We start from the raw sequence: 21,710 nt of genomic DNA, 5'->3' as shown, positions 1-21,710 counted from the left end.
TCTGCCATCTCGTGACACGACCTCTACCGAGGCGGCTGGTCGGCCGGTGGCGGATCACGGCGATGAGCTGCTGGGACCGCGAAGCCGTCGACCTGGTCGCACCCGGATTCATCGAGTTCGCCGCAGATGGAACCGGGCAGCTCGGGTTCGTCGCCGTCACCGGGCAGCTGGACTGCCGCGCGAGCGAACGTGACGGCTGTCCCGGCGTCGAGTTCACCTGGGAAGGTGTCGACGAGGGCGACACGATCGAAGGGCACCTGTTCTTCCATCTGGGAGACGACTCGAGTTTCCGGGCGAAGCCGTTCACCGGCGCGGACGAACGGGAAGAGCTGTGAGCGAATACCAGTACTACGAGTTCCTGGCGATCGACCGGCCACTGGACGACGACGAGCAAGCCGCGGTCCGGTCCTTGTCCACCCGGGCGATGATCAGCGCCACCAGCTTCGTGAACGAGTACCACTGGGGCGATTTCAAGGGTGACCCGCGCGAGCTGATGGAGCGCTATTACGACGCGCACCTGTATGTGGCGAACTGGGGCAGCCACCGGGTGATGTTCCGCCTGCCGTCCGATCTGCTCAACCCGGATTTTGTCGAGGACTACTGCGCCGGGGACACGAGCGCCTGGGTCGCGGGCGAGTTCGTCGTCCTCGACTTCGCGAGCGAAGACGACACCGGTGAGTCCGATTTCGACGACGACGCCGAGAACTTGCTGTCGGCGATCGTCGGAGTCCGCGCCGAGCTCGCCGCCGGCGACATCCGGCCGCTCTATCTGGCATGGCTGGCGGCTTACGGCGCATGGGAGCGCGACGAGGACGCCTTCGACCGTGAAGCCGACGACGAGCTCGAACCACCGGTCCCGGCCGGTTTGGACACGCTCACTGCAGCGCAGGGAGCACTGGCCGACTTTCTTCGCCTCGACGACGACCTCCTGGCCGTCGCAGCCGAGGCTTCCCCGCCGCTCGCGGACACCGCGGGCGATCCCGATGCCCTGGCCACCTGGGTGACCGACCTGCCGGCCGCTGAAAAGGACAGCTACCTCGCCCGGATCATGCTGGGGGAGGGCGCGCGGGTCCGGGCGGAGCTGCTGCGCCGCCATAGCGGTGGCACCGCGCGGGCCACGCCCGGGCCGGCCCACCGGACGGTGGCCGACCTGCTCGACGCCGCAGCGCGTCGGCGGACCGATCGCGAGCGTCGCCCGGCGCGGTAGCGCATCGAAGACGAGCGCACTTGCCGGTCCGCGAGCGACGCTGTTGGAGAGTTTCGTGACCGAGAAAAGGTGCCCCCGGCAGGATTCGAACCTGCGACACCCGCTTTAGGAGAGCGGTGCTCTATCCCCTGAGCTACGAGGGCCTGCCACTGCCCGGTCAGCTTAACCTGTCCCGGGTTGTCGCAGCAGGAGGGGCACGGATGGAGCAACCCGACGGACGTCGTCACCCAGGTGAGTGGTTCTCGGTGACAGTCGACAGCGGGGATACACCCTGCCGGACGGCGGACCGGACCTGACCTGGACGGACCAGTGCCTCACCTGGTCGTGTCTGGTTTCGAACTGCTGAACAACAGTAGGTAACCTTCGTTAACGGGATGCGGGGAGCCGCCTCCACCGGCTGTTGCGGAGGGCTTCGTTGATCAAGCTCATGTTCGCCGACGACGAGGAACTGGTGCGCTCGGGGTTGCGCGCGATGATGTCCGGGGCCCAGGACATCGAGATCGTGGGCGAGGCGAGCGACGGCAGATCCGCCGTGGAGGTTGCCCGGCGATACCACCCCGACGTGGCCCTTCTCGACATCAAGATGCGGGCCCCGGACGACGGCATTCGCGCCCTGCGGGCCATCCTCGCCCTCCCCGATCCGCCCACCGTGGCCATGCTGACCACCTTCGACATCGACGAATACGTCAGCCTCGCCCTGCGGCTCGGCGCCAACGGCTTCCTCCTCAAGGACATCGATCCCGCCGCGCTGCTCAGGGCCGTCCGGGACCTGGCAAGGGGCGGCGCCGTCCTGGACCCGGGCGTCGCCGCGCGGATGGTTCAGTCGCACCGGGACGAACAACGTGCTGCTCAGCCCGCCCGGAAGCTGCTCGCCTCCCTGTCCGAACGGGAACGTGAGGTCGTCGCGCTCATCGGTCAGGGCCTGTCCAACGCCGAGATCGGCGGGCGGCTTCACCTCTCCGAAGCCACCGTCAAGGGGTACGTCTCCGCCGTGCTCTCGAAGATCGGTGCCGCCAACCGGGTGCAGGCCGCGCTGCTGGCCTATCGCGGTGGACTGCTCGACCAATAAATGCTGCTCACGGCGCTGGAGTTCGTCGGGCTCGTCGCCTTCGCCGCGTCCGGGGCGCTCGCCGCGGTGCGGGCGCGGCTCGACGTCTTCGGTGTCGTTGTGGTGGGCCTCACCACCGCCCTGGGCGGTGGGGTCATCCGGGACGTCCTGCTCGGCATCCACCCGCCGACGACGCTGCGGAACTGGCCCTACCTCGCCGTCTGCGCCGGGACCGCCCTGGTCGTCTTCGTCTTCCACCCGCAGGTCGCGCGGCTGCGGCGGGGCGTTCTCCTCGCCGATGCGCTCGGTCTCGGCGTCTTCGCCACCGCCGGGACGACCACCGCGCTCAACGCCGGCGCCACCGTCTACGCCGCGTGTCTGATCGGGATGACCACCGGCATCGGCGGCGGGGCCGTGCGCGATCTGCTGCTCCGGGAAATCCCGCTCGTCCTGCGGAAGGAGATCTACGCCGTGGCCGCGCTGGCCGGCTCGGCGCTCGTCGCCGCCGGTCACGCTGCGCGACTGCCGCAGGGGCCGGTGACCGTCGTCGCGGCCGCTGCCGTGGTCTCCATCAGGATGGTCGCGCTCTGGCGGCGCTGGAACGCGCCGGTCGCGCGCGGTCCGGAGTGAAAAATCCTTTGTGAGTTCTGCGTGTGTTCTTAGGCGGGTCTCAGCACGCTGCGTAAAACTAGCGCCATGCGCATCCTTGTGGTGGACGACGACCGCGCCGTCCGTGAGTCGCTCCGGCGGTCCCTGGAGTTCAACGGCTACCAGGTCCAGCTGGCCAGTGACGGTGCGCAGGCCCTCGAGGCGATCATCGCCGACCGGCCGGACGCGATGGTGCTCGACGTCATGATGCCCCGGCTGGACGGCCTGGAGGTCGCCCGCCGCCTGCGCAGCACCGGCGACGACCTGCCGATCCTCGTGCTCACCGCGCGCGACACCGTCTCCGACCGGGTGTCCGGGCTGGACGCCGGCGCCGACGACTACCTGCCGAAACCCTTCGCGCTCGAGGAGCTGCTCGCCCGGCTGCGGGCGCTGCTGCGCCGTGCCATCCCGGAGGGCCCGGCCGGCCAGGCCTCGGAGGTGCTGTCGTTCGCGGACCTGACCCTCGACCCGGGCACCCGGGAGGTCCGCCGCGGTGGCCGCGAGATCAGCCTGACCAGGACCGAATTCGCCCTGCTGGAACTGTTCCTTTCCTACCCGAAGCACGTCCTCACGCGGGGCCGGATCCTGGAGGAAGTATGGGGTTACGACTTCCCGACGTCGGGCAACGCGCTGGAGGTCTACGTCGGCTACTTGCGCCGCAAGACGGAAGCCGAGGGGGAGCCGAGGCTGATCCACACGGTGCGGGGAGTGGGGTACGTCCTGAGGGAAACCCCGCCGTGACCGAACCCGGCGATCCTCGCGGCACGCGCTGGGGAGCCCGCCGGTTCTCGCTGCGCGGCCGGGTGACGCTGCTCGCCGCCGCCTGTGTCGCCGGCGCCGTCGCGCTGGTGTCGATCGGCGCGTACATGGTCGTGCGCAGCAACCTCTACCAGCAGCTCGACGACAGCCTGATGGCGCGCGCGCAGGCCGCGGTCAAGTCGCCGCAGGTGCAGACCCAGCTGCAGCAGGTCCCCGGTGCCTTCCTCGCTAGTGCCGACCTGCAGATCGGGCAGCTCAACGCCGCGCCGGACGTCCAGCACGCCGTGATGACGTACCCGACGTCCAGCTCGCCACCGCCGTTCGGCCAGGACGAGCTGAACGTCGCGAACGGCGACTCGGTCCAGTCGCTGCGGACGGACTTCCGCACCGACAGCCGCGTCGTCGCGCTGCCGAACGGGCACGGCGAGGCCATCGTGCTGGCCCAGTCCATGGGCCCGACCAAGCGCACGCTGAACGAGCTCGCGCTGGTGCTCTTCCTGATCGGCGGGGCAGGCATCCTGGTCGCCGCCGCGGCGGGCACCGCGGTCGCGCGGGCCGGCCTGCGTCCCGTCGACCGGCTGACGTCGGCCGCCGAACGCGTCTCCAGGACGGGCGACCTGCGGCCCATCCCGGTCAGCGGCGACGACGAACTCGCGCGTCTCACCCAGACGTTCAACACCATGCTGGGCGCGGTCGCGGACTCGCAGGAACGCCAGCGCCAGCTGGTCGCGGACGCCGGGCACGAACTGCGCACGCCGTTGACGTCGCTGCGCACCAACCTCGAGCTGCTGCTCGCCGCCGGCAAACCGGGCGCGCCGCCGCTGCGCGACGAGGACCGCGTCGACATCATCGCGGACATCAGCGGCCAGCTCGACGAGCTGACGCAGCTCATCGGCGACCTGGTCGAGCTCGCCCGGCAGGACGAGCCGCGCGAGCGCTTCGAACGCGTCGAGCTGCTGGACGTCGTCGAGCGCGCGCTCGACCGGGCGCGGCGCCGCGCGGGCGAGATCAACTTCGACGTCTCGCTGCAGCCGTGGGTGCTCACCGGCGACAACAGCTCGCTCGAGCGGGCGGTGCTGAACCTGCTCGACAACGCCGTGAAGTTCTCGCCGCCGGATGCGACGGTCTGGGTGCGGCTCTACCCGCTCGGCGACGGCACCGCGGTCGTCGAGGTCGCGGACGCCGGGCCGGGCATCGCCGAAGAGGACCTGCCCAAGGTGTTCGACCGCTTCTACCGCTCGTCGGAGGCGCGCACGCTGCCTGGTTCGGGCCTCGGGCTGGCGATCGTGAAGCACGCGGCCGAGCGGCACGGCGGGGCGGTGTACGCCTCGCGGGCGCCCGAGGGCGGCGCCCTGATGACGATCCGGCTGCCGGGGGCGCCCGGCTGATCCGGGCGTTTCCGGGACGTCGGGGGCGGGATCGGCCAGGATCGGCGCGTGCCGAATCGTGAACTGGTCCGCCGGTGCCTGGTCGCCGCGGTCGCCGTGGTGCTCGCGGCGCTGGTCCCGCAGGTGGTGCCGTGGCGCATTTGCGATGGTCCCGGCTGCCTGCTCGTCAGCATCGTCGCGGTGCCGCTCCTGGTGTTCGGCGTCGCGCTGCTCGCGTGGGTGATCATGGCGGTGGGGCGCGTCCGGCCGGCCTGGCCCGTCGCGCTGGGCGGGCCGCTGGTCTTCTTCGCGCTGGTGTCCACGGTGGTCGACGTGCCGGGCATCGTGGTGTTCTTCGTCGTGGCCGCGGCTTCCTACGCGTTCGCCGCGCTCGTCACGGCCGAAGCGCCGCCGCGAGCGTGGCAGGTTGCGTTGGCGGCACCCGTGGTGGTGTTGTTCGTCTGGAGCGTCGCCCGGCTGCTGCTGTGACCTGCTGTTTCGAAGTTCACCCTCGTCCACCCAGCAGATTCCGTGTTGAATCGTGTAGGATTTTGTGTGGTTGGCTGGACGGGACGGAGTTGAACGGTGCTGGCGCGTCAGCGACAGGCGGTGATCCTGGAAGAGGCACGCCGGACCGGGGCGGTCCGGGTCAGTGATCTCGTGACCAGACTGGGCGTGTCCGACATGACGGTGCGCCGCGACCTCGACGTCCTCGCCGGGCGCGGGCTGGTCGAGAAGGTGTACGGCGGCGCCACTTCGGTCGTCGGCAAGAGCACCGACGAGCCCGGGTTCGAGGCCAAGTCCGTGCGCCAGCGGGCGCAGAAGGAAGCCATCGCCGAGCTCGCCGCGACCCTGGTCCGGCCCGGCACCGCGATCGGCATCTCCGCCGGCACCACCACGTGGACCCTCGCCCGGGCGCTCGACGCCATCCCCGGGCTCACCATCGTGACGAACTCGATCCAGGTCGCGGACGTGCTCCGCGGGTCGACGCAGCCGGACCGCACCGTCGTGCTCACCGGTGGCGTGCGGACGCCGTCGGACGCGCTGGTCGGGCCGGTCGCCGTGCACAGCCTGCGCTCGCTGCACCTGGACGCCGTCTTCCTCGGCGTGCACGGCATGGCCGACGGGCCGGGGTTCACCACGCCGAACCTCACCGAGAGCGAAACCGACCGCGCGCTGGTCGAGGCCGGGCGCAAGCTGGTCGTGCTCGCCGACCACACGAAGTGGGGCACCGTCGGGATCTCGACGATCGCCGACCTGGACGAGGCCGACGTCGTCGTCACCGATGACGGGATTCCCGACGAGGCCAGGGAAATACTCGCCGAAAGGGCAGGGGAACTCATGATCGCCGAAACGGCGGAGACGGTCGAGGCCGAAGAAGCGTGAAGCGAACCGTACGACACCTGGCCGACGGCCGGGAGATCATCTACTTCGACCAGCCCGGCGCGCCCGACCGCGTCGCCGGGGACACCCGTGACCTGCCGCCCGTTTCGGCCGCGTCGGAGATCCGGCGCGACCCGCTGACCGGCGAGTGGGTCGCCATGGCCGCGCACCGGCAAACGCGCACGTACAAGCCGCCGGCGGACCTCTGCCCGTTGTGCCCGAGCAAGCCCGGCAAGCCGAGCGAGATCCCCGAAAGCGACTACGACGTCGTCGTCTTCGAGAACCGGTTCCCGTCCTTCGCCGAGGACGTCGTCGGCGAGCCGTCCACTGTGGATGGTCTCGGCCTGGTGCCGGTGCGGCCCGGCCGCGGCCGCTGCGAGGTCGTCTGCTTCACCAGCGACCACGACGGCGCGTTCTCGCGGCTGAGCTCGAAGCAGGTGCGGGCCGTGGTGGACGCGTGGGCCGACCGCACCGCCGCGCTGTCCGAGGTGCCCGGGGTCGAACAGGTCTTCCCGTTCGAGAACCGCGGCGAGGAAATCGGCGTCACGCTCTCGCACCCGCACGGGCAGATCTACGGCTACCCGTTCGTCACGCCGAAGACCGAGCGGATGCTCGACGTCGCCCGCGCCTACCAGGCCGAAAACGGGCGCCCGGTGCTCGGCGACGTGCTGGCCGCGGAGCAGAAGTCCGGGGCGCGCGTGGTGACGTCCGGCGAGCACTGGACGGCGTACGTGCCGCCGGCGGCCCGCTGGCCGGTCGAGGTGCACGTCGTGCCGCACCGGCAGGTCCCGGACATCCCCGCGCTGACCGACGCCGAGCGTGACGACTTCGCCGACGTCTACCTCGACGTCCTGCGCCGCTGCGACGCGCTGTACGACCGGCCGCTGCCCTACATCGCCGCGTGGCACCAGGCGCCGGTGCGCCAGGACCGCGAGCTCGGCTGGCTCCACCTGGAGTTGTTCTCCGTGCTGCGCGCGAAGGACAAGCTGAAGTACCTGGCGGGGTCCGAATCGGGCATGGCGGTGTGGATCAACGACGCGACGCCGGAGCAGATCGCCGAACGGCTCCGCGCGGCGGGCTGATCGGGCCATACTCATCTGCGATGCACAGGTTCGGCTCAGGAACCTCTCAGGACCATCGCGCAAGGTGAGGACATGACCGAGAACGACCCCAGCGCACACGACCCCGCGGCGCCGAGGCACCCCGAGACCGGCCAGCAGCCGGCCCAGGGCGGTTGGGCGGGGAACCCGTACGGTGAGCAGGCCAAGCCCGAGTCCGGCGGTGCGCCGCAGTACTCCGAGCCGTCCTACCACGCGGTGACCGGGGCCGATCCGGCGTACGGCGGGCAGAGCGCGAACCCGTGGTCCGCCCCGGGCTCGCAGATGCCGTCCGGCCAGACCCAGCAGAGCGTCTACCCGCCGCCGAACCCGTACGGGCAGCCCGCCACGGGCGGCTACCCGGTGGCCGCGGCGCCCGAGCCCAAGCGGTCCGGCGGGAAGCTGCTCGCCGGCGTCGCGCTGGTCGCACTGCTGGTCGGCGGCATCGCGGGCGGGACGGTCGGGTACTTCACCGGCGGGTCGTCCGGCCCGGCGAGCAACGCGCTCGACGCGCCGAAGCCGGCCCAGCAGACGGGCAACGCGCCCGCCGGCTCGGTCGAGGCCGTCGCGCAGAAGCTGTCGCCGAGCGTGGTCGAGCTGCAGGTCAGCGGTGCGCAGGGGGCCGGCGAAGGCTCCGGGTTCGTGATCAGCACCGACGGCTACATCCTGACGAACAACCACGTCGTCGAGGTCGGCGCGAACGGCGGGCAGATCCAGGCGGTGTTCCAGGACGGCAAGAAGGCCGCCGCCAAGGTCGTCGGCCGCGACCCGACGACCGACATCGCGGTCGTCAAGGTCAACGGCGTCGCCAACCTCACGCCGGTGGAGCTCGGCCGGTCCGACGACCTGCGCGTCGGGCAGTCGGTGGTCGCCATCGGCTCGCCGTTCGAGCTGGCCGGCACGGTCACCTCGGGCATCGTCAGCTCGCTGCACCGGCCGGTGCGCGCCGGCGGCAGCAGCGGCGACCAGACCACGGTGATGGACGCGGTCCAGACCGACGCGGCGATCAACCCGGGCAACTCGGGCGGGCCGCTGGCCAACATGGCCGGCCAGGTCATCGGCATCAACTCGGCGATCTACAGCCCGCAGTCGGGCGGCGGCCAGGGCCAGGGCGAGTCCCAGGGCGGCAACGTCGGCATCGGCTTCGCCATCCCGATCGACCAGGCCCGCCGCACCGCGGACACGATCATCAAGACCGGACAGGCGGTGCAGACGTACATCGGCGCGGAGGTCAAGGACGCCCCGCAGGGCGGCGCCGAGCTGGGCGCCATCAAGCCGGGCAGCCCGGCGGAGAAGGCCGGCCTGAAGGCGGGCGACGTCGTCACCAAGATCGACGACCGCCCGATCGACTCGGCCGACACCCTGGTCGCGGCGGTCCGCACCCGGGCCCCGGACGAGAAGGCGACGTTCACGCTCGCCGACAGCCGCACGGTCGAGGTGACGTTCGGCGGCCAGCCCGTCCAGCCCAACTGATTCCAGACGCTCGGCTGCCCTGGCGCGGCCGAGACCAACTTCGGCTCGACCCCCGTTTCCGGGGCCGGACCCACAAGGCCACGCGCGACCAGGCACTCGATGCCGGTCGCGCGTGGCCGCATTTGTGGGCCTGGTCAGGTGCCGGGAGGGTCGGTTGGCGTGCCTGGGCGGTCGGGTTGCGTGCCTAGGCGGTCGGGTTGCGTGCTTGGAGGGTCGGCTGTCGTGCCCGGGGCCGGACCTGGCGTGATCAGGGCCGGACCTGGCGTGACTGGAGGCGTGTCTCGTGTGATTGGGGGCGTATCTCGCGTGATTGGAGGGGCATCACTCGTGATTGGGGGGACGACACGGCGGGTCAGGGCGGTCAGGACCACCGTCAGCCAGACCGCTGCCACCGTGAGGGCCAGGCCCGGGGTGGGGTCGGTGTCGTGGAGGCCGGGCATCGGTGGGGTTCCGTACGGGCGCCAGAGCAGCGGGAACGCCAGGATGGCGAGGGTGGCGGTGATGACCGTGCCGGCCGTCACCGGGGTTCGCCAGCGGGGCGGGAGGCGGCGGGCCAAGGTGATGCCGAGGAGCGCTGTCAGGGGCGCGATGACCGCGTCGTTGACTATCGGGCCGCCGACGAGCCAGGTTACCGTGCCGTAGACGTCGGGGCGCAGGGGCAGCGCGTACTCGGCGAACAGCACCGCGCCCCACGCCAGCGCCGCGAGGCCCGGCAGCGCGAGGAGCACACGGACGGCCTTCACAGCGCCTCCAGCTTCGTGACCCATTTCGTCTGCAGCACGCCGGGCCGGTTCGGGGCGATGATCCGGCAGGGAAAGCCGTGGTCGGGGGCGAGGACCTCGCCGTTGAGCTCGAGGGCCAGCAGCGTCAGCTCGTCGGCCGTGTGCTCGCCCGGCAGCACGCTGACGCCGTAGAGCCCGTTGCGCTCCGAAGAGGACACCCGGAGCGCGGTGCCCGGTGCCGCGCCGACGGCTTTCAGCAGCGTGGGCAGGGAAATCCCGCGCCAGGTGGCCGACTGGCTCCAGCCCTCCACGCACGCGATCGGCAGCTCTGCCGTCGTCTGCGGCAGGGCGCGCAGCTCGTCGAGCGAGAACTTCGTCGTGCCGCGCGGGGTCACCACCGACAGGCGCCACGACGGCGACCACGTGACACCCGCGGCCGCCGCCGTGCGGTTCACCGGGAGGCTCTGGGTGCCCTTGCCGGTTCTCCAGGACAGGGCGGACACCCCACGCAGGAACGGGACCGTCGCGCCCGCGGTGGCCACGACCGCGACACCCGCCGCCAGCCCGGTGGTCACCAGGAACCCCGCCGTGACAGCCCCTCCGCCGGCGGCTCCTCGGCGGTCGTCCGGCTCAGGGCGCGGCGGATGATCGGCAGCTTCACCGCGACGTGCACCAGGATCGAGCCGATCGCCAGCCACGCGACCGCGTAGTGCACCTGCGGGAAGTAGAAGCCCCACGGGTAGTTCTGCGCGACGTTCAGCAGCCCGGTCGTCAGCTCGAAGAACGCCGCCCCGGACAGCACCAGGATCGACAGCCGCTCCAGCGCGTGCGGGAGCGAGCGGACGAGCGGCCTGCCGAACAGCTTCGGGTAGACGCTCCACAGTTTGGCCAGCAGCAACGGGATCGACGCCACGCCCGCGATCACGTGCAGCCCCTGCGTGACGCGGTAGAGCCCGACCGGGCGGCTGGGCCAGGAGAACCACCCGGGCGGGTGCTGGATCAGGTGGCTGAGCAACCCCGTCACGAAGCACGTCGTGAACGTGACGGCCAGGGCCAGGCCGATCTTAGACGTCACGCGCTCGTGGTGCGCCGGGGCGCGGAACTGTTCCTCCGCCGGGATCGGGAGCTTCACGACCGCTCCAACCGCGCGAACCAGCGGTGCCCACGCCGGGTGGTCCAGTCGACGCGCATCCCGGCGCGCACGGCGACTTCGGCGATCGCGTCGACGCCGACCCACGCCCAGGTGAACCAGGCGACGTCGGCGCGGCCGGGCCGGAGCCGGACGCGTTCGTGCCGGAGACCCCGGCCGGGTGGCTCGAGCTCGACGAGGACGTCGCCGCCGGGCGCGATCAGCTCCGCGGTGCGCCGCAGCAGCGCCGCCGGATCGCCGCCGATGCCGATGTTGCCGTCCGCGAGCAGGGCGTGGTGCCACCGGCCTTCGCCGGGCAGGCTGTCGAAGATGTTGCGCTGCAACGCACTTCCGCCGCGCCGCCGGGTCAGTGCGACGGCCGTGCGCGAGCTGTCCACGCCCAGCGCCACGACGCCGCGCCCGGCCAGGGCCGCGGTCAGCCTGCCGGGTCCGCAGCCGAGGTCGACGGTGGGGCCGGAACACGCGTCGAGCAGGACGTCGTCGCCGTCGGACGGCTCGGTCCAGCGCTCCACCGGCAGCTCGATCCGCTCGCCGCTCGCCAGCTCGAGCCAGCAGCGGTGGCCGAGCAGGCCGCGGTCGAACTCGTGGCCGGTGCTCGTCAGGGCCGTCATCACGCCACCGCCTGCCCGCCGACGGCCGTGACGGCGCGGGCGAACCGGCCACCCGGGCACCCCGCGGCGACCGCGCGGGCGTCCGCCATGGTGTCCACATCGGACAGCCGCGGCGCCCCGCTCGGCCGCAGCCCGCCCGCGACGAGCGCCCGCAGCGTCCGGATGCCGGTGTCTTCGCGGGACATCGGGACGTCCGCGAGGACCTGGGCGTGGCGTGGTTCGGCGAGCCCCAGCGCCCACCAGCCGCCGTCCACGGCAGGCCCGAGCACCGAGTCGTGGCCGCCGTGCCGGACCGGCGCGGCCGCCGCGGCGAGCAGTTCCGGCGTGACCTGCGGGGTGTCCATGCCGATCTGGAGGATCGGCAGGCCCGTGTGCACGGCGGCGGCGTCCGCGTGGGCGTTCGCCAGCCGGGCGCCGAAATCGGGGCCACGCTGCGGGATCGTGGTGACGTGACGGAGTGCCATGCCGATTTCGACCGGCCGGGCGGCCGCGCCGAGGTCGCCGGTCATCGCGACGACGGGGAGGGCGCCCGGCACCGCGCAGACGGCGTCGAGGGTGTCGAGCAGTGCGGCCGCGGCGATCTCGGCCGCCTGAACCGGTGTGGCGGGCGGGCAGAGCCGGGTCTTGGCCAGGCCCGCGACCGGCGCCTTGGCCACGACCAGCAGGACGAACGGAGGCGTCATCGGGCCAGCACCCGCCCGAAGTCGCGGACCGCGCGCAGCGTCCCCCGCACCGACCCGGACACCTTCGACTTCGTGCCCTTGGCGCGCTCGCCGTAGCGGACGTCGAACTCGCGGACCCGCCAACCGGCGCGCTGCGCCTTGAGCAGCAGCTCCAGGGGATAGCCGAACGCCCGGTCGGCGACGCCGAGGCCGAGCAGCGCCCGCCGGTCCGCCGCGCGCAGGGGCGCGATGTCCCGCACTGGCAGCCCGCGGCTGCGCAGCAGCGACGCGAGCACGACGTTGCCCGCCCGCGCGTGCCACGGCCACACCCCGGGACCGGTCGGCACCCGGCGCCCGACGGCCAGGTCGGCGCCGCCTTCGACCGCGGCCACCAGCCGCGGCAGGTCGGCGAGGTCCAGTGACCCGTCGGCGTCGGCGAAGCACACGATGTCCGCGGTGGCGGCCTCCAGTCCCGTGTGCACGGCCGCGCCGTAGCCGCGGCGCGGCTCGTGGACGACCTTCGCGCCGAGCGCGGCCGCCACTTCGGGCGAGCCGTCGGCCGAACCGTTGTCGACCACGATCGCGCGGTAGCCGGGCGGCAGGCCGGCCAGCACGCCGGGGAGGGCGCCCGCTTCGTCGAGGCAGGGCAGGACGACGTCCACTTCCGATTCAGTCACGGCGCCGACCGTAAGACCGCCTCGCGGGCCGTAGAACCCTTGCGGCGCTTACCGAATCATGACGTCCGGTGAGTTCTTACCGCGTCGTTACGGCTGCCGTTCCGGCGGCGCGGATCGCCCGCCGCGGACCTAGGGTGGGCGGCGATGAGCGAGCCGAAATCGGCAGCCCGGCTCGCCGAGCCGCCTGCCCGCGAACCCGACGCCCCGGTCTCCGGCCGCCGCGCCGACCTCGTCGCGGTCGCGGCGGCGGTGGTGCTCGTCGCCGCGGCCGCCGCGGTCGGCCTGTACTACAACCGGCCGCACTCCGGCGTGGTCATCTTCGTGTCCGCGCCGCCGTTGTTCGCCGACTGGCTGCCGCACGTCGGCCCGGGCTCGCTGTTCGCCGTGCTCGTCGCCGTCGCGGTGGTGCTGCACGGCCCGGCGCTGGCCGCCCGCCTGCCGTGGCGCCGCGCGCTCGCCGCCGGCTACCTGGCTTCGCTCGCCTGGATCTTCTCGCTGGCCATGGTCGACGGCTGGACGCGCGGCTTCGCCGGACGGCTCACCATCCCGCAGGAGTACCTCCACGAGGTCCCCGGCATCACCGACATCCCGCGGATGCTGCGCGAGTTCTCCTCCCGCATCCTCGACTTCCAGCCGCACTCGTGGACGACGCACGTGTCCGGCCACCCACCGGGCGCGACGCTCGTCTTCGTCTGGCTCGACCGGATCGGCCTGCACGGCGGCGCGTGGGCGGCCACGGCCGTGGTGCTCGCCGGCAGCCTGGTCGCGGTGGCCGTGCCGGCCACGGTCGCCCTGCTCGGCAGGCCCGAAGCGGCCCGCACGGTGCTGCCGTTCGCCGTCCTCACCCCGGGCGCGGTCTGGCTCGGCGTCTCCGCGGACGGTCTGTTCGCCGGGGTGACCGCCACCGGGCTGGCGCTGCTGGCGTTGTCCGCGAAGGCGTTCACCGCCGGTCGTCGCCACGCCGTTCCGGCCGGACTGGCCGCCGGGGTCCTGCTCGGCTTCGGGATCTTCCTCTCCTACGGCCTGGTGCTGCTCGGCCTGCTCGCGGTGGCTGTCGCCGTCCTCGGCAGGCAGTGGCGGGCGGCGGCGCTGGCGATCGCCGCGGCTCTCGCCGTCGTGGGGGTCTTCGCCTGGGCCGGGTTCTGGTGGCTCGACGGCTACCACCTGGTCGTCGAGCGCTACTACCAGGGCGTGGCGCTGGTCCGGCCCTATTCCTACTGGGTGTGGGCCGACCTGGCGGCGGTCGTCGTCCCCCTCGGCCCCGCGGTCGTGGCCGCCGTCCGGCGCGGTTTCGCGTCCCCGCGCCGGGCCCTGCTCACCGATCCGGTGCTGCTGCTCGGCCTCGCCGCACTGGCCGCCATCCTCTTCGCCGACCTCTCGGGCCTGTCGAAGGCCGAGACCGAACGGATCTGGCTACCGTTCGGGGTGTGGTTGCTGCCGCTGACGGCGTTGCTGCCGCGGCCCGGTCGCCGGTGGTGGCTGGCCGCGCACGCGGCGACGGCGCTGGCGGTCAACCACCTGCTGCTGACGGGCTGGTGAGGGAGACGTGATGAACGATCAGGCCGGACGGGTGCTCGTGGTCGACGACGACGAGACCGTCCGCGACGTCGTCCGCCGCTACCTCGAGGTGGCCGGGTTCACCGTCGACCAGGCCGGTGACGGTGCGGAGGGCCTGGCCCGGTTCGCCGCCCACGAGCCCGATCTGGTCGTCCTCGACGTCATGATGCCGGGGATCAACGGCCTGGAGGTGTGCCGGCGGCTGCGTCAGGTCAGCTCGGTGCCGATCGTCATGCTCACCGCACTCGGCGAGGAGGAGAACCGCATCGCCGGGCTCCAGCTCGGCGCCGACGACTACGTGACGAAACCCTTCAGCCCCAAGGAGCTCGCCCTCCGCGTGGCCTCGGTGCTGCGCCGGGCCCGGATGCCGCGGCCGGAGCCGGCCGCCGCCGAGCTCGTGGACGGCGACCTGCGCCTGCAGATGAAGGCCCGCACCGCGACCCTCGGCGGCCGCGAGCTGCCGCTGACCACCCGGGAGTTCGACCTGCTGGCGTTCTTCCTCGCCCACCCCGGCGTCGCCTACTCGCGCGCGGACCTGCTCGAGAAGGTGTGGGGCTGGGACTTCGGCGATCAGTCCACTGTGACCGTCCACGTGCGACGGTTGCGCGAGAAGATCGAGCGCGACCCGGCCAAGCCGGCCCGGGTGGCGACGGTGTGGGGCGTCGGCTACCGCTACGACCGGGAGCAGCCGTGATCGGCTCGGGCGAGTCCCTGCCGGAGATGCTGACGCACCTCTGGCACATCCTGCCGTTCGCGCTGCTGTTCTCGCTGCCGGTCGCGGCGCTGGGCGGGATCGCGTTGTACGTGCTGCGCCGGGGTTCGCTCGCGACCACGCTGACGGTGCTGGTGCTGATCCCGGTGCTCGCCACGCTGGTCGGGGTGCTGGGGATCAGCGGGTTCATGTTCACCCCGGCGCTGACCACGATGCTGCTGGTCTGCCTGCTCGTCGGGCTGGTCACCGTGCCCGCGGCGATCATCCTCGGCCGGGCCATCGCGCGCCGCAGCGTGTGGGAGCGCGAGGCGCGCGAGCGGGAACGCGCCGCCGAGGCCTCGCGGCGCGAATTGGTCGCCTGGATCAGCCACGACCTGCGCAGCCCGCTGGTCGGGATCCAGGCGATGGCCGAAGCGCTGGCCGACGGCGTGGTGGCCGAACGCCACGAAGTCGCCGACTACGCCCAGCGGATCACGGGCGAGACCAGGCGCCTGTCCGCGATGGTCGGGGACCTGTTCGAGCTCTCGCGGATCACCGCCGGTGCCCTGGAGCTCACGATGTCCGCGGTGCCGCTGCGGGACGTCGTGAGCGACGCCGTCGCCGCCCAGGCGCCGGTCGCCCACCGGAAGCGAGTGCGGGTGCTCGCCAACGCGTCGACCTGGCCGGTGGTGACCGGCAGCGACCCGGAACTGGCCCGGATCGTGCGGAACCTGGTGTCCAACGCGATCCGGCACACGCCGCCCGACGGGACGGTGGCGGTCCAGATCGGCGTCGACGGCGACGAGGCCCTGCTCGCCGTCGACGACTCCTGCGGGGGCATCCCGGACGACGAGATCACCCGGGTCTTCGACGTCGCTTTCCGCGGGACGCAGGCCCGGACGCCCGAGCGTGAGGGGACGACCAGCGGGGGCGGGCTCGGGCTGGCGATCGCCAAGGGGCTGGTCGAGGCGCACCGCGGGCGGATCGGGGTGCAGAACCACGGGCCGGGGTGCCGGTTCGAGGTGCGGCTGCCGCTCGCGATGCCCTGAGCTACTTTCCGTAGTGGTAGCGGCAGGCCGCGACCCGGATTTCGTCGCCGGCGACCTTGTAGACGAGTCGGTGCTCGTCCGTGATCCGGCGAGACCAGTAGCCCTGGAAGCCGTGCTTCAAGGGCTCTGGCTTGCCGAAGCCTTCATTGCCGTTGCGTCGGACGTCCTTGAGCAGTTCGTTGATGCGCTTGAGGACCTTCCGGTCTTCGGTCTGCCACCAGAGGTAGTCGTCCCACGCGTGTTCGTCCCAGATCAGCTTCATTCAACGAGTTCGTGCTGTGCTCCGCCGCCCGACTCCAGTCGCTCGATGGCGGTGATCAGCCGCCGCGCGTTCTCCGGGCTGCGGAGCAGGTAGGCGGTTTCCTTCAGTGACTGGTAGTCGTCGAGGGAAACGATCACGACCGGCTCGTGCCCAGCGCGCGTGATCACGACCTCTTCGCGATCGTTGACCACGGAGTCGAGCGTCTCGGCGTACTTGGCGCGAGACTCGGAGTAGCTCATGGTCTTCACAGACACCCTCCCTTCGACGTACAAGATACTGTACGTCGATGGAGTGATGGCTGGCAAGGGTGATCCCACCCACGAGACAGCGCCGGTGCTTTTCAGTGATTCGCGCACGGAGCGACTGGTGCCCGGAGCTCCGCCGTGGCGAAGTCGGCGATGCCCTCCGCGAAGCCGATTTCCGCGGTGAAGCCGAGCAGCTCGCGGGCTCGGGCCGGGTCGGCGACGACGTGGCGGACGTCGGCCGGGCGGGCGCCGCCGATCACCTTCGGGGACGGGCCGTTGCCGGCTCGGGACAGCTCCTTCGCCAGCTCGCCCACCGTGTGGGGGTGCCGGAACAGATGTTCAGCGGGGTGAGGTCGGCCGGGCCGGGTGTCCGGAGGGCCAGGACGTTTGCCCTGGCCACGTCGTGGACGTGGACGAAGTCGCGCTGCTGGCCGCCGTCCTCCAGGACCGTGGGGGCTTCGCCGCGGGCCAGGGCCGAACGGAAGAGGGATGCCACTCCCGCGTACGGCGTGTTCTGGGGCATTCGTGGGCCGTACACGTTGTGGTAGCGCATCGCCCAGACGCTGCCGCCCGTCTGACGGGCCCAGGCGCCCGCCAGGTGCTCCTGGGCCAGCTTCGTCGCCGCGTAGGTGCTGCGGGGGTTCAGCGGTGCGTCCTCGGGCACCAGCTGCCAGCTCAGCTCCGCCGCACAGGACGGGCACCGTGGCTCGAAGCGGCCCTCGTCCACATCGGACCGGCGGCGCGGTGACGGTGGCACCACGCCGTGGTCCGGGCACGCATAGCGGCCTTCGCCGTAGACCACCATCGACGAGGCCAGGACCAGCTTCCGGACGCCGGCCCTGTGCATTCCGGCCAGGAGCACCGCCGTGCCGTAGTCGTTGTGCAGGGCGTACGACGGTGCGTCGGACGGGTCGATGCCGTGGCCCACCACCGCCGCCTGGTGGCAGACCGCGTCGACGCCGTCCAGCAGCTCCGCGACGATCTCCGTGTCCGTGACGTCGCCGCGGAGGAACCGGTGCCTGCCCGTGTACGGGGGCGGGGTGCGGGAGCCGTGTGCCGTGGGGAGGAGGTTGTCCAGCACCACGACCTCGTCGCCGCCGTCGGCGAGGAGGTCGGCGATGTGGGACCCGATGAACCCGGCTCCGCCGGTGACCAGTACGCGCACACCGGCCACGCTAGGGGGCTCGGGCAGGGCCCGCGGGGCCTCGCCGCGGCACGTCACCGAATCGTCAGGACTCACCCGCCACCTCCCGGCGCCGGGGCGCCGAAACCGGCTACGGTGGGCGCCATGGAACGGAGTGCACAACGGCTGGGCCGGGCCCTCGTGGTCATCGTGGACGATCGCGTGGCGCACGGCGAGCACGAGGACACCACTGGCCCGCTGGTCACGGAGCTGCTCGAAGAAGCGGGCTTCATCGTCGACGGTGTCGTCGTGGTCGAGGCCGAGACCGCGGGTATCCGCAACGCGCTCAACACCGCCGTGATCGGCGGCGCCGACCTGGTGATCACCGTCGGCGGCACCGGCGTGCTGCCGCGTGACCGGACCCCGGACGCCACCGCCGGTGTGCTCGACCGGCCGATCCCGGGCATCAGCGAGGCCATCCGCGCGTCCGGCCTGGCCGCCGGCGCGGTCGACGCCGGGATCTCGCGCGGGCTCGCCGGGGTTTCCGGCAGCACGCTCGTGGTCAACCTGGCCGGTTCGCGCTCCGCGGTCCGCGACGGGATGGCGACGCTGACCTCGCTCGTGCCGCACGTGATCGACGAGCTCTCGGGCCTCGAAGAGGTGTGACCCCCGATTTCCGCATCGGCGGCAGGCTGACCGTCCGCAGGCTCGGTTTCGGGGCCATGCACCTGCCGACCGAAGCCGGGCCCGCCCGGGACGGCGCGATCGCCGTCGCCCGGCGGGCCGTCGAGCTGGGCGTCACGCTCATCGACACCGCGCACCTCTACGGCGGCGGGGCCAACGAGGAACTGCTCGCCGAGGCCCTGCACCCCTACCCGGACGACCTGCTGATCACCACCAAGGTCGGCGTCGCGCGAACCGGCCCGGGCGGCGAGTGGCGGCTCGACGCCCGGCCCGAAATCCTGCGCGACCAGGTCGACCAGGCCCTGCGCCGGCTCCGGGTGGAGCGGATCGAGCTGCTGCAGCTGCACCGCATCGACCCGGAGACGCCGTTGGCCGACCAGCTCGGCACCCTCCGCGAGCTGCAGCGCGCCGGGAAGATCGGCCTGCTCGGGCTGTCCGAGGTGACCGTCGACGAGCTTGCCAGGGCACGGGAACTCGCCGAGATCGCCAGCGTCCAGAACCGGTACAGCGTGCTTGACCGGGAGCACGAGCCGGTGGTCGACGCCTGTGCCTCGGCGGGCATTGCGTTCCTGCCGTGGCGGCCCGTTGCGCCGGCCGCGGCCGGCGCCGCCGAGGTCGCCGCCGTTGCGGGGGAGGTGGGCGCCACGCCGGCCCAGGTGGCGTTGGCCTGGCTGCTGGCGCGGTCGCCGGTGGTGCTGCCGATTCCGGGCACCGGGCGGATCGCGCACCTGGAGGAGAATGTCGCCGCCGCGGGGCTCGGGCTGAGTGCCGAGCAGCTGGGGCGGCTCGATGCGCTCGGGTGAGGTCGCTGCGCGGTGACGCCGGCCTTTGGCCGGGTGGCCGGTGGGCGGGGGAGCCGTTCTTGCGCTCTGGAGTTGTCAAAGAACGGGTCGTGGGACACTGGGGGTATGCCGGGCGAACCGCGGAAACCTCAGACCAGCAGCGAACAGCGCCGCCGGGTCGACGAGATCTTCGGGGACGTCCTGCCGGAGACCACCTCCGACGAACGCGATCCCGAGCGGCGCACCGGTCTCCCGGATGACTGGTACCGGGAGAACCGGCCACCGCACCACGATCGCTGACCGCGTCAGTCGCGGTCGTTGCCGCGCTGGGACTGCTGGGCGCGCAGCAGGTCGCGGATCTCCGTCAGCAGCTCCACGTCCGTCGGCTCCGACGGACCCGGCTCCTGGCCGCGCTTGCGCCGCTCCTGCACCTTCTTGACCGGCAGCACGATCACGAAGTAGACCACCGCGGCGACGAGCACGAAGTTGATCGCCGCGTTGATCACGCTGCCGAAGTCCAGGAACGTGGCCTGGTTGTTGTCGAAGATCTGGTACCCGAGGCCCTTGGCCGCGTCCGTGCCGCCGATCGTGCTGATCAGGGGCTTGATCAGGCCGTTCGTGAACGCCGTGACGATCGCCGTGAACGCCGAGCCGATGACCACCGCGACCGCGAGGTCGACGACGTTGCCGCGCATCAGGAAGTCTTTGAAACCTTTGAACACCTTGCTCTCCTCACGAACCGGGAAGGGGACACCGTCGCCCGTCTCGGCGGACGCGGGCTAGCGGAGAGTAACCGTTACCGGTCGCTCCAGTGAAATCGCCGCCACCCGCGTTGCCGATTCCTCGGGGAGCCGGAGCAGGACCAGCGGCCCTTTCGCCGTGGACGGCTCCCGGTGCCCGACCGTCACGACCGTCGCCCCACCGGCCAGCACGGACGCGGGCGAGGCCGGTTCCGGCGCCGCGACGACGTCGACGCGCTGCCCGGGCCGGAGCAGCTCGGCGATACCCACGTCGGCCAGCCGGACCGGCACGGTCGCCGTATCGGGGTCGCCGCGGACAGCCACGTCGGCCAGGCGGACGTCGGTCAGTGGCTCGCCCGCCCGGACGGCGCCCGCCAGCAGCCGGCCGTCGACGGCGTCGAGGGTGCTCAACACGCCCGTGGGACGTGCTTCGCCGGGGAGTTCGGCCAGCCTGACGTCGCCGGCGCGCAGCGTGGTGCCCGGTGGCAGGTCGTGTGCCGCGAGGACGGTCGGTGCGCCTCGTGCGGATGCGGGGAGGAAGAACAGCACTCCGCCGACGGCGAGCAGGCCGGCGGCGAGCCAGCGGCGGATGAGCCGCGTCCGCCGGCTCTGCGGCCGGTTCAGATCGGGTAGGCGGAGCTTCGCCAGGATGTCCACGGGGCCCCCTCGGCCGGATCGGGTGCGGCGCTGTGCCGCACGAGATCGACGTTAGGGAAGCCGGACCGGCCGCCGGAAGGGCCGTGTCCGGCCGCTGTGGACAACCGGGGTGTTGTGGACAACCAGCCGCGTCAGGACGCCGCGGCAGCCGTTTTCGTCGTGGTCGAAGAGGAGGATGCCGAGCTCGTGTCGGACTTCGACTCCGTCTTGGTCTCGGTCTTCGCCGGGGCGGCCGCGGTGCTCGACTTGCTCGAGTCGCGCGAATCCGTGCGGTAGAACCCGCTGCCCTTGAAGACGACGCCGACCGAGCTGAAGACCTTGCGCAGCGCACCGGAGCACTGCGGGCAGACGGTCAGGCTGGGGTCCGAGAACGACTGCACGGCTTCGAACCGGTGGTCGCATTCTTTGCAGGCGTACTGGTACGTAGGCACTGACGGCTCCTTTGCTGGCACTCATCCGACCTGAGTGCCAACCCGATTGTGCGGGAAAACCTTCCCCGAAAGCAATTCCAGGTTGCTCACACCGGTAGTTCGACCACGCCTCGACCCGGCGTCAACGCCCCGGTCATGCGCACGTCGTGCGGCTCCCCGGGCAGCCGTTCGACCAGCTCTTCGTCCCGCACGACGGCCAGCAACGCGGCGCCGGCCGCGGCGAAGACCAGCGAACGGTCGTAGTGGCCGGCCCCGCGCCCGAGCCGGACGCCCCAGCGGTCGACGGCCAGCGCGGGCACCAGCACCAGCTCCGCCGCCCCCACGGCCTCGGTACCCAGGCGTTTCCCGCCCGGTTCGCGGATGCCGCGGAACCGGCTGGGCACCAGGTCCGCCTCGCCCGTGTACTCGGCCCAGTCGAGCGGCTCGGCCCGCGACCGGATGACGGGCAGCAGCACCCGCGCACCGGTGGCCACCAGCGCGTCGACGAACGCTGTCGTGCCCGGCTCGGTGCCGAACGGAAGGTACGCGCACACGGTGCTCACTGTGACCTTCGACACCGCACTGACCAGTGCCGACGCCTCCCGCGCGTGGGATTCGGCTGCCTGCCCCGCCCGGGCGCGCGTCACCCGCTCACGCCACTCCGCCTTGCTCAGGTGCTCATTGCCCAGCGCGTGCATGACCTCAC

At 72.1% G+C, this 21,710-nt stretch carries 26 protein-coding genes, 1 tRNA gene and 2 pseudogenes; 16 read left to right on the top strand and 13 right to left on the bottom strand.

Features of this window, described 5'->3' with window-relative positions; all coding sequences use genetic code 11:
• Positions 1-11: 11 nt before the first annotated feature.
• Entirely contained in the window at positions 12-335 is a 324-nt protein-coding gene (locus tag BLW76_RS43865) for a hypothetical protein (protein WP_244170604.1), read from the top strand.
• Positions 332-1,207, top strand: coding sequence for a hypothetical protein (locus BLW76_RS43860; RefSeq protein WP_244170603.1), 876 nt, complete (start codon positions 332-334; stop codon positions 1,205-1,207). The genes BLW76_RS43865 and BLW76_RS43860 overlap by 4 nt, the downstream gene beginning before the upstream one ends.
• A gap of 70 nt (positions 1,208-1,277) precedes the next feature.
• On the opposite strand, the gene BLW76_RS43855 is transcribed toward BLW76_RS43860, so the two are convergent.
• Positions 1,278-1,350, bottom strand: a tRNA-Arg gene (locus BLW76_RS43855).
• A 272-nt stretch (positions 1,351-1,622) separates the two neighbouring features.
• Between BLW76_RS43855 and BLW76_RS43850 the strand changes: the two genes are divergently transcribed.
• The 8 genes from BLW76_RS43850 to BLW76_RS43815 all read left to right on the top strand — a co-directional run bounded on the left by BLW76_RS43850 (position 1,623) and on the right by BLW76_RS43815 (position 8,982).
• Positions 1,623-2,276, top strand: a complete 654-nt coding sequence (locus BLW76_RS43850) for a response regulator (RefSeq protein WP_003087851.1) — start codon at positions 1,623-1,625, stop codon at positions 2,274-2,276.
• Positions 2,277-2,885, top strand: coding sequence for a trimeric intracellular cation channel family protein (locus BLW76_RS43845; RefSeq protein WP_091318229.1), 609 nt, complete (start codon positions 2,277-2,279; stop codon positions 2,883-2,885).
• A 66-nt stretch (positions 2,886-2,951) separates the two neighbouring features.
• Entirely contained in the window at positions 2,952-3,644 is a 693-nt protein-coding gene (locus tag BLW76_RS43840) for a response regulator transcription factor (RefSeq protein ID WP_091318227.1), read from the top strand.
• Positions 3,641-5,050: a sensor histidine kinase gene (locus BLW76_RS43835; protein WP_091318226.1), complete on the top strand. Its 1,410-nt coding sequence runs from the start codon at positions 3,641-3,643 to the stop codon at positions 5,048-5,050. The genes BLW76_RS43840 and BLW76_RS43835 overlap by 4 nt, the downstream gene beginning before the upstream one ends.
• A 48-nt stretch (positions 5,051-5,098) precedes the next feature.
• The gene (locus tag BLW76_RS43830) at positions 5,099-5,518 is read left to right on the top strand and encodes a hypothetical protein (RefSeq protein WP_091318224.1); all 420 of its coding nucleotides are present in this window, start codon (positions 5,099-5,101) and stop codon (positions 5,516-5,518) included.
• A gap of 96 nt (positions 5,519-5,614) precedes the next feature.
• Positions 5,615-6,415, top strand: coding sequence for a DeoR/GlpR family DNA-binding transcription regulator (locus BLW76_RS43825; protein WP_091318223.1), 801 nt, complete (start codon positions 5,615-5,617; stop codon positions 6,413-6,415).
• Positions 6,412-7,494 carry a galactose-1-phosphate uridylyltransferase gene (gene galT, locus BLW76_RS43820; RefSeq protein WP_091318221.1) on the top strand — a complete coding sequence of 361 codons (1,083 nt, stop codon included), beginning with the start codon at positions 6,412-6,414 and terminating at the stop codon, positions 7,492-7,494. Before BLW76_RS43825 ends, galT begins: the two co-directional genes overlap by 4 nt.
• Positions 7,495-7,566: 72 nt before the next feature.
• Complete coding sequence (locus BLW76_RS43815) at positions 7,567-8,982, top strand: S1C family serine protease (protein WP_091318220.1); 1,416 nt, start codon at positions 7,567-7,569, stop codon at positions 8,980-8,982.
• Between the two features lie 134 nt (positions 8,983-9,116).
• Here the strand turns inward: BLW76_RS43815 and BLW76_RS43810 are convergent, their stop codons facing one another.
• From BLW76_RS43810 to BLW76_RS43790, 5 genes and pseudogenes are all read right to left on the bottom strand, one after another.
• Positions 9,117-9,725: a hypothetical protein gene (locus BLW76_RS43810; protein ID WP_091318218.1), complete on the bottom strand. Its 609-nt coding sequence runs from the start codon at positions 9,723-9,725 to the stop codon at positions 9,117-9,119.
• Positions 9,722-10,836: pseudogene (locus BLW76_RS43805) on the bottom strand (molybdopterin-dependent oxidoreductase). The gene BLW76_RS43810 and the pseudogene BLW76_RS43805 overlap by 4 nt, the downstream one beginning before the upstream one ends.
• Positions 10,833-11,465 carry a methyltransferase domain-containing protein gene (locus BLW76_RS43800; protein WP_091318217.1) on the bottom strand — a complete coding sequence of 211 codons (633 nt, stop codon included), beginning with the start codon at positions 11,463-11,465 and terminating at the stop codon, positions 10,833-10,835. Before BLW76_RS43800 ends, BLW76_RS43805 begins: the two are co-directional and overlap by 4 nt.
• A complete protein-coding gene (locus BLW76_RS43795) occupies positions 11,465-12,148 on the bottom strand; it encodes a TIGR04282 family arsenosugar biosynthesis glycosyltransferase (RefSeq protein ID WP_091318215.1) in 684 nt (227 codons plus the stop codon). The genes BLW76_RS43800 and BLW76_RS43795 overlap by 1 nt, the downstream gene beginning before the upstream one ends.
• Positions 12,145-12,789: a glycosyltransferase family 2 protein gene (locus BLW76_RS43790; RefSeq protein ID WP_091318214.1), complete on the bottom strand. Its 645-nt coding sequence runs from the start codon at positions 12,787-12,789 to the stop codon at positions 12,145-12,147. The genes BLW76_RS43795 and BLW76_RS43790 overlap by 4 nt, the downstream gene beginning before the upstream one ends.
• Positions 12,790-12,948: 159 nt before the next feature.
• On the opposite strand from BLW76_RS43790, the gene BLW76_RS43785 reads away from it, so the two are divergent.
• From BLW76_RS43785 to BLW76_RS43775, 3 genes are read left to right on the top strand one after another with little or no spacing between them, the layout of a single operon-like run.
• A complete protein-coding gene (locus BLW76_RS43785; RefSeq protein WP_091318212.1) occupies positions 12,949-14,343 on the top strand; it encodes a hypothetical protein in 1,395 nt (464 codons plus the stop codon).
• Positions 14,344-14,353: 10 nt separating this feature from the next.
• Positions 14,354-15,055, top strand: coding sequence for a response regulator transcription factor (locus tag BLW76_RS43780; RefSeq protein WP_091318210.1), 702 nt, complete (start codon positions 14,354-14,356; stop codon positions 15,053-15,055).
• Positions 15,052-16,101 carry a sensor histidine kinase gene (locus BLW76_RS43775; protein ID WP_091318209.1) on the top strand — a complete coding sequence of 350 codons (1,050 nt, stop codon included), beginning with the start codon at positions 15,052-15,054 and terminating at the stop codon, positions 16,099-16,101. Before BLW76_RS43780 ends, BLW76_RS43775 begins: the two co-directional genes overlap by 4 nt.
• A 1-nt stretch (position 16,102) precedes the next feature.
• Here the strand turns inward: BLW76_RS43775 and BLW76_RS43770 are convergent, their stop codons facing one another.
• The 3 genes and pseudogenes from BLW76_RS43770 to BLW76_RS43760 form a co-directional block, all read right to left on the bottom strand.
• Positions 16,103-16,363 carry a Txe/YoeB family addiction module toxin gene (locus tag BLW76_RS43770; RefSeq protein ID WP_091318207.1) on the bottom strand — a complete coding sequence of 87 codons (261 nt, stop codon included), beginning with the start codon at positions 16,361-16,363 and terminating at the stop codon, positions 16,103-16,105.
• Entirely contained in the window at positions 16,360-16,602 is a 243-nt protein-coding gene (locus BLW76_RS43765) for a type II toxin-antitoxin system Phd/YefM family antitoxin (protein WP_244170730.1), read from the bottom strand. The genes BLW76_RS43770 and BLW76_RS43765 overlap by 4 nt, the downstream gene beginning before the upstream one ends.
• 101 nt (positions 16,603-16,703) lie before the next feature.
• A pseudogene (locus BLW76_RS43760) lies at positions 16,704-17,773 on the bottom strand (NAD-dependent epimerase/dehydratase family protein).
• Between the two features lie 123 nt (positions 17,774-17,896).
• Here BLW76_RS43760 and BLW76_RS43755 point away from each other — a divergent pair.
• The 3 genes from BLW76_RS43755 (at position 17,897) to BLW76_RS43745 (ending at position 19,497) form a co-directional block, all read left to right on the top strand.
• Complete coding sequence (locus BLW76_RS43755; protein WP_013230045.1) at positions 17,897-18,397, top strand: MogA/MoaB family molybdenum cofactor biosynthesis protein; 501 nt, start codon at positions 17,897-17,899, stop codon at positions 18,395-18,397.
• A complete protein-coding gene (locus BLW76_RS43750) occupies positions 18,394-19,218 on the top strand; it encodes an aldo/keto reductase (RefSeq protein WP_208613500.1) in 825 nt (274 codons plus the stop codon). The genes BLW76_RS43755 and BLW76_RS43750 overlap by 4 nt, the downstream gene beginning before the upstream one ends.
• A 105-nt stretch (positions 19,219-19,323) precedes the next feature.
• Entirely contained in the window at positions 19,324-19,497 is a 174-nt protein-coding gene (locus BLW76_RS43745) for a hypothetical protein (protein WP_091318204.1), read from the top strand.
• Between the two features lie 5 nt (positions 19,498-19,502).
• Here BLW76_RS43745 and mscL read toward each other — a convergent pair whose 3' ends face one another.
• From mscL to BLW76_RS43725, 4 genes are all read right to left on the bottom strand, one after another.
• On the bottom strand, positions 19,503-19,919 hold the full coding sequence (gene mscL / locus BLW76_RS43740) for a large-conductance mechanosensitive channel protein MscL (protein ID WP_091318203.1): 417 nt from the start codon (positions 19,917-19,919) through the stop codon (positions 19,503-19,505).
• Between the two features lie 57 nt (positions 19,920-19,976).
• On the bottom strand, positions 19,977-20,594 hold the full coding sequence (locus BLW76_RS43735) for an SAF domain-containing protein (RefSeq protein ID WP_091318201.1): 618 nt from the start codon (positions 20,592-20,594) through the stop codon (positions 19,977-19,979).
• Between the two features lie 131 nt (positions 20,595-20,725).
• Positions 20,726-21,025 (bottom strand): FmdB family zinc ribbon protein, encoded by a 300-nt coding sequence (locus BLW76_RS43730; protein ID WP_086846497.1) that lies wholly within the window; start codon positions 21,023-21,025, stop codon positions 20,726-20,728.
• An 86-nt stretch (positions 21,026-21,111) separates the two neighbouring features.
• On the bottom strand, positions 21,112-21,702 hold the full coding sequence (locus tag BLW76_RS43725; RefSeq protein ID WP_091318200.1) for a 5-formyltetrahydrofolate cyclo-ligase: 591 nt from the start codon (positions 21,700-21,702) through the stop codon (positions 21,112-21,114).
• Between the last annotated feature and the right edge of the window lie 8 nt (positions 21,703-21,710).

The sequence above is a fragment of the Amycolatopsis tolypomycina genome, from assembly GCF_900105945.1.
In the GTDB taxonomy this organism is placed as follows: Bacteria; Actinomycetota; Actinomycetes; order Mycobacteriales; family Pseudonocardiaceae; genus Amycolatopsis; species Amycolatopsis tolypomycina.
This window is presented reverse-complemented; position numbering and strand designations above follow the sequence as displayed.

What these genes read in the sequence shown, in the direction of transcription:
- BLW76_RS43845 (WP_091318229.1), top strand. Translation starts at nt 2,277, where the DNA reads ATGCTGCTCACGGCGCTGGAGTTCGTCGGGCTCGTCGCCTTCGCCGCG.
- BLW76_RS43840 (WP_091318227.1), top strand. Translation starts at nt 2,952, where the DNA reads ATGCGCATCCTTGTGGTGGACGACGACCGCGCCGTCCGTGAGTCGCTC.
- BLW76_RS43815 (WP_091318220.1), top strand. Translation starts at nt 7,567, where the DNA reads ATGACCGAGAACGACCCCAGCGCACACGACCCCGCGGCGCCGAGGCAC.
- BLW76_RS43800 (WP_091318217.1), bottom strand. Translation starts at nt 11,465, where the DNA reads ATGACGGCCCTGACGAGCACCGGCCACGAGTTCGACCGCGGCCTGCTC.
- BLW76_RS43795 (WP_091318215.1), bottom strand. Translation starts at nt 12,148, where the DNA reads ATGACGCCTCCGTTCGTCCTGCTGGTCGTGGCCAAGGCGCCGGTCGCG.
- BLW76_RS43785 (WP_091318212.1), top strand. Translation starts at nt 12,949, where the DNA reads ATGAGCGAGCCGAAATCGGCAGCCCGGCTCGCCGAGCCGCCTGCCCGC.
- BLW76_RS43780 (WP_091318210.1), top strand. Translation starts at nt 14,354, where the DNA reads ATGAACGATCAGGCCGGACGGGTGCTCGTGGTCGACGACGACGAGACC.
- BLW76_RS43770 (WP_091318207.1), bottom strand. Translation starts at nt 16,363, where the DNA reads ATGAAGCTGATCTGGGACGAACACGCGTGGGACGACTACCTCTGGTGG.
- BLW76_RS43765 (WP_244170730.1), bottom strand. Translation starts at nt 16,602, where the DNA reads ATGAGCTACTCCGAGTCTCGCGCCAAGTACGCCGAGACGCTCGACTCC.
- BLW76_RS43755 (WP_013230045.1), top strand. Translation starts at nt 17,897, where the DNA reads ATGGAACGGAGTGCACAACGGCTGGGCCGGGCCCTCGTGGTCATCGTG.
- BLW76_RS43745 (WP_091318204.1), top strand. Translation starts at nt 19,324, where the DNA reads ATGCCGGGCGAACCGCGGAAACCTCAGACCAGCAGCGAACAGCGCCGC.
- BLW76_RS43725 (WP_091318200.1), bottom strand. Translation starts at nt 21,702, where the DNA reads ATGCACGCGCTGGGCAATGAGCACCTGAGCAAGGCGGAGTGGCGTGAG.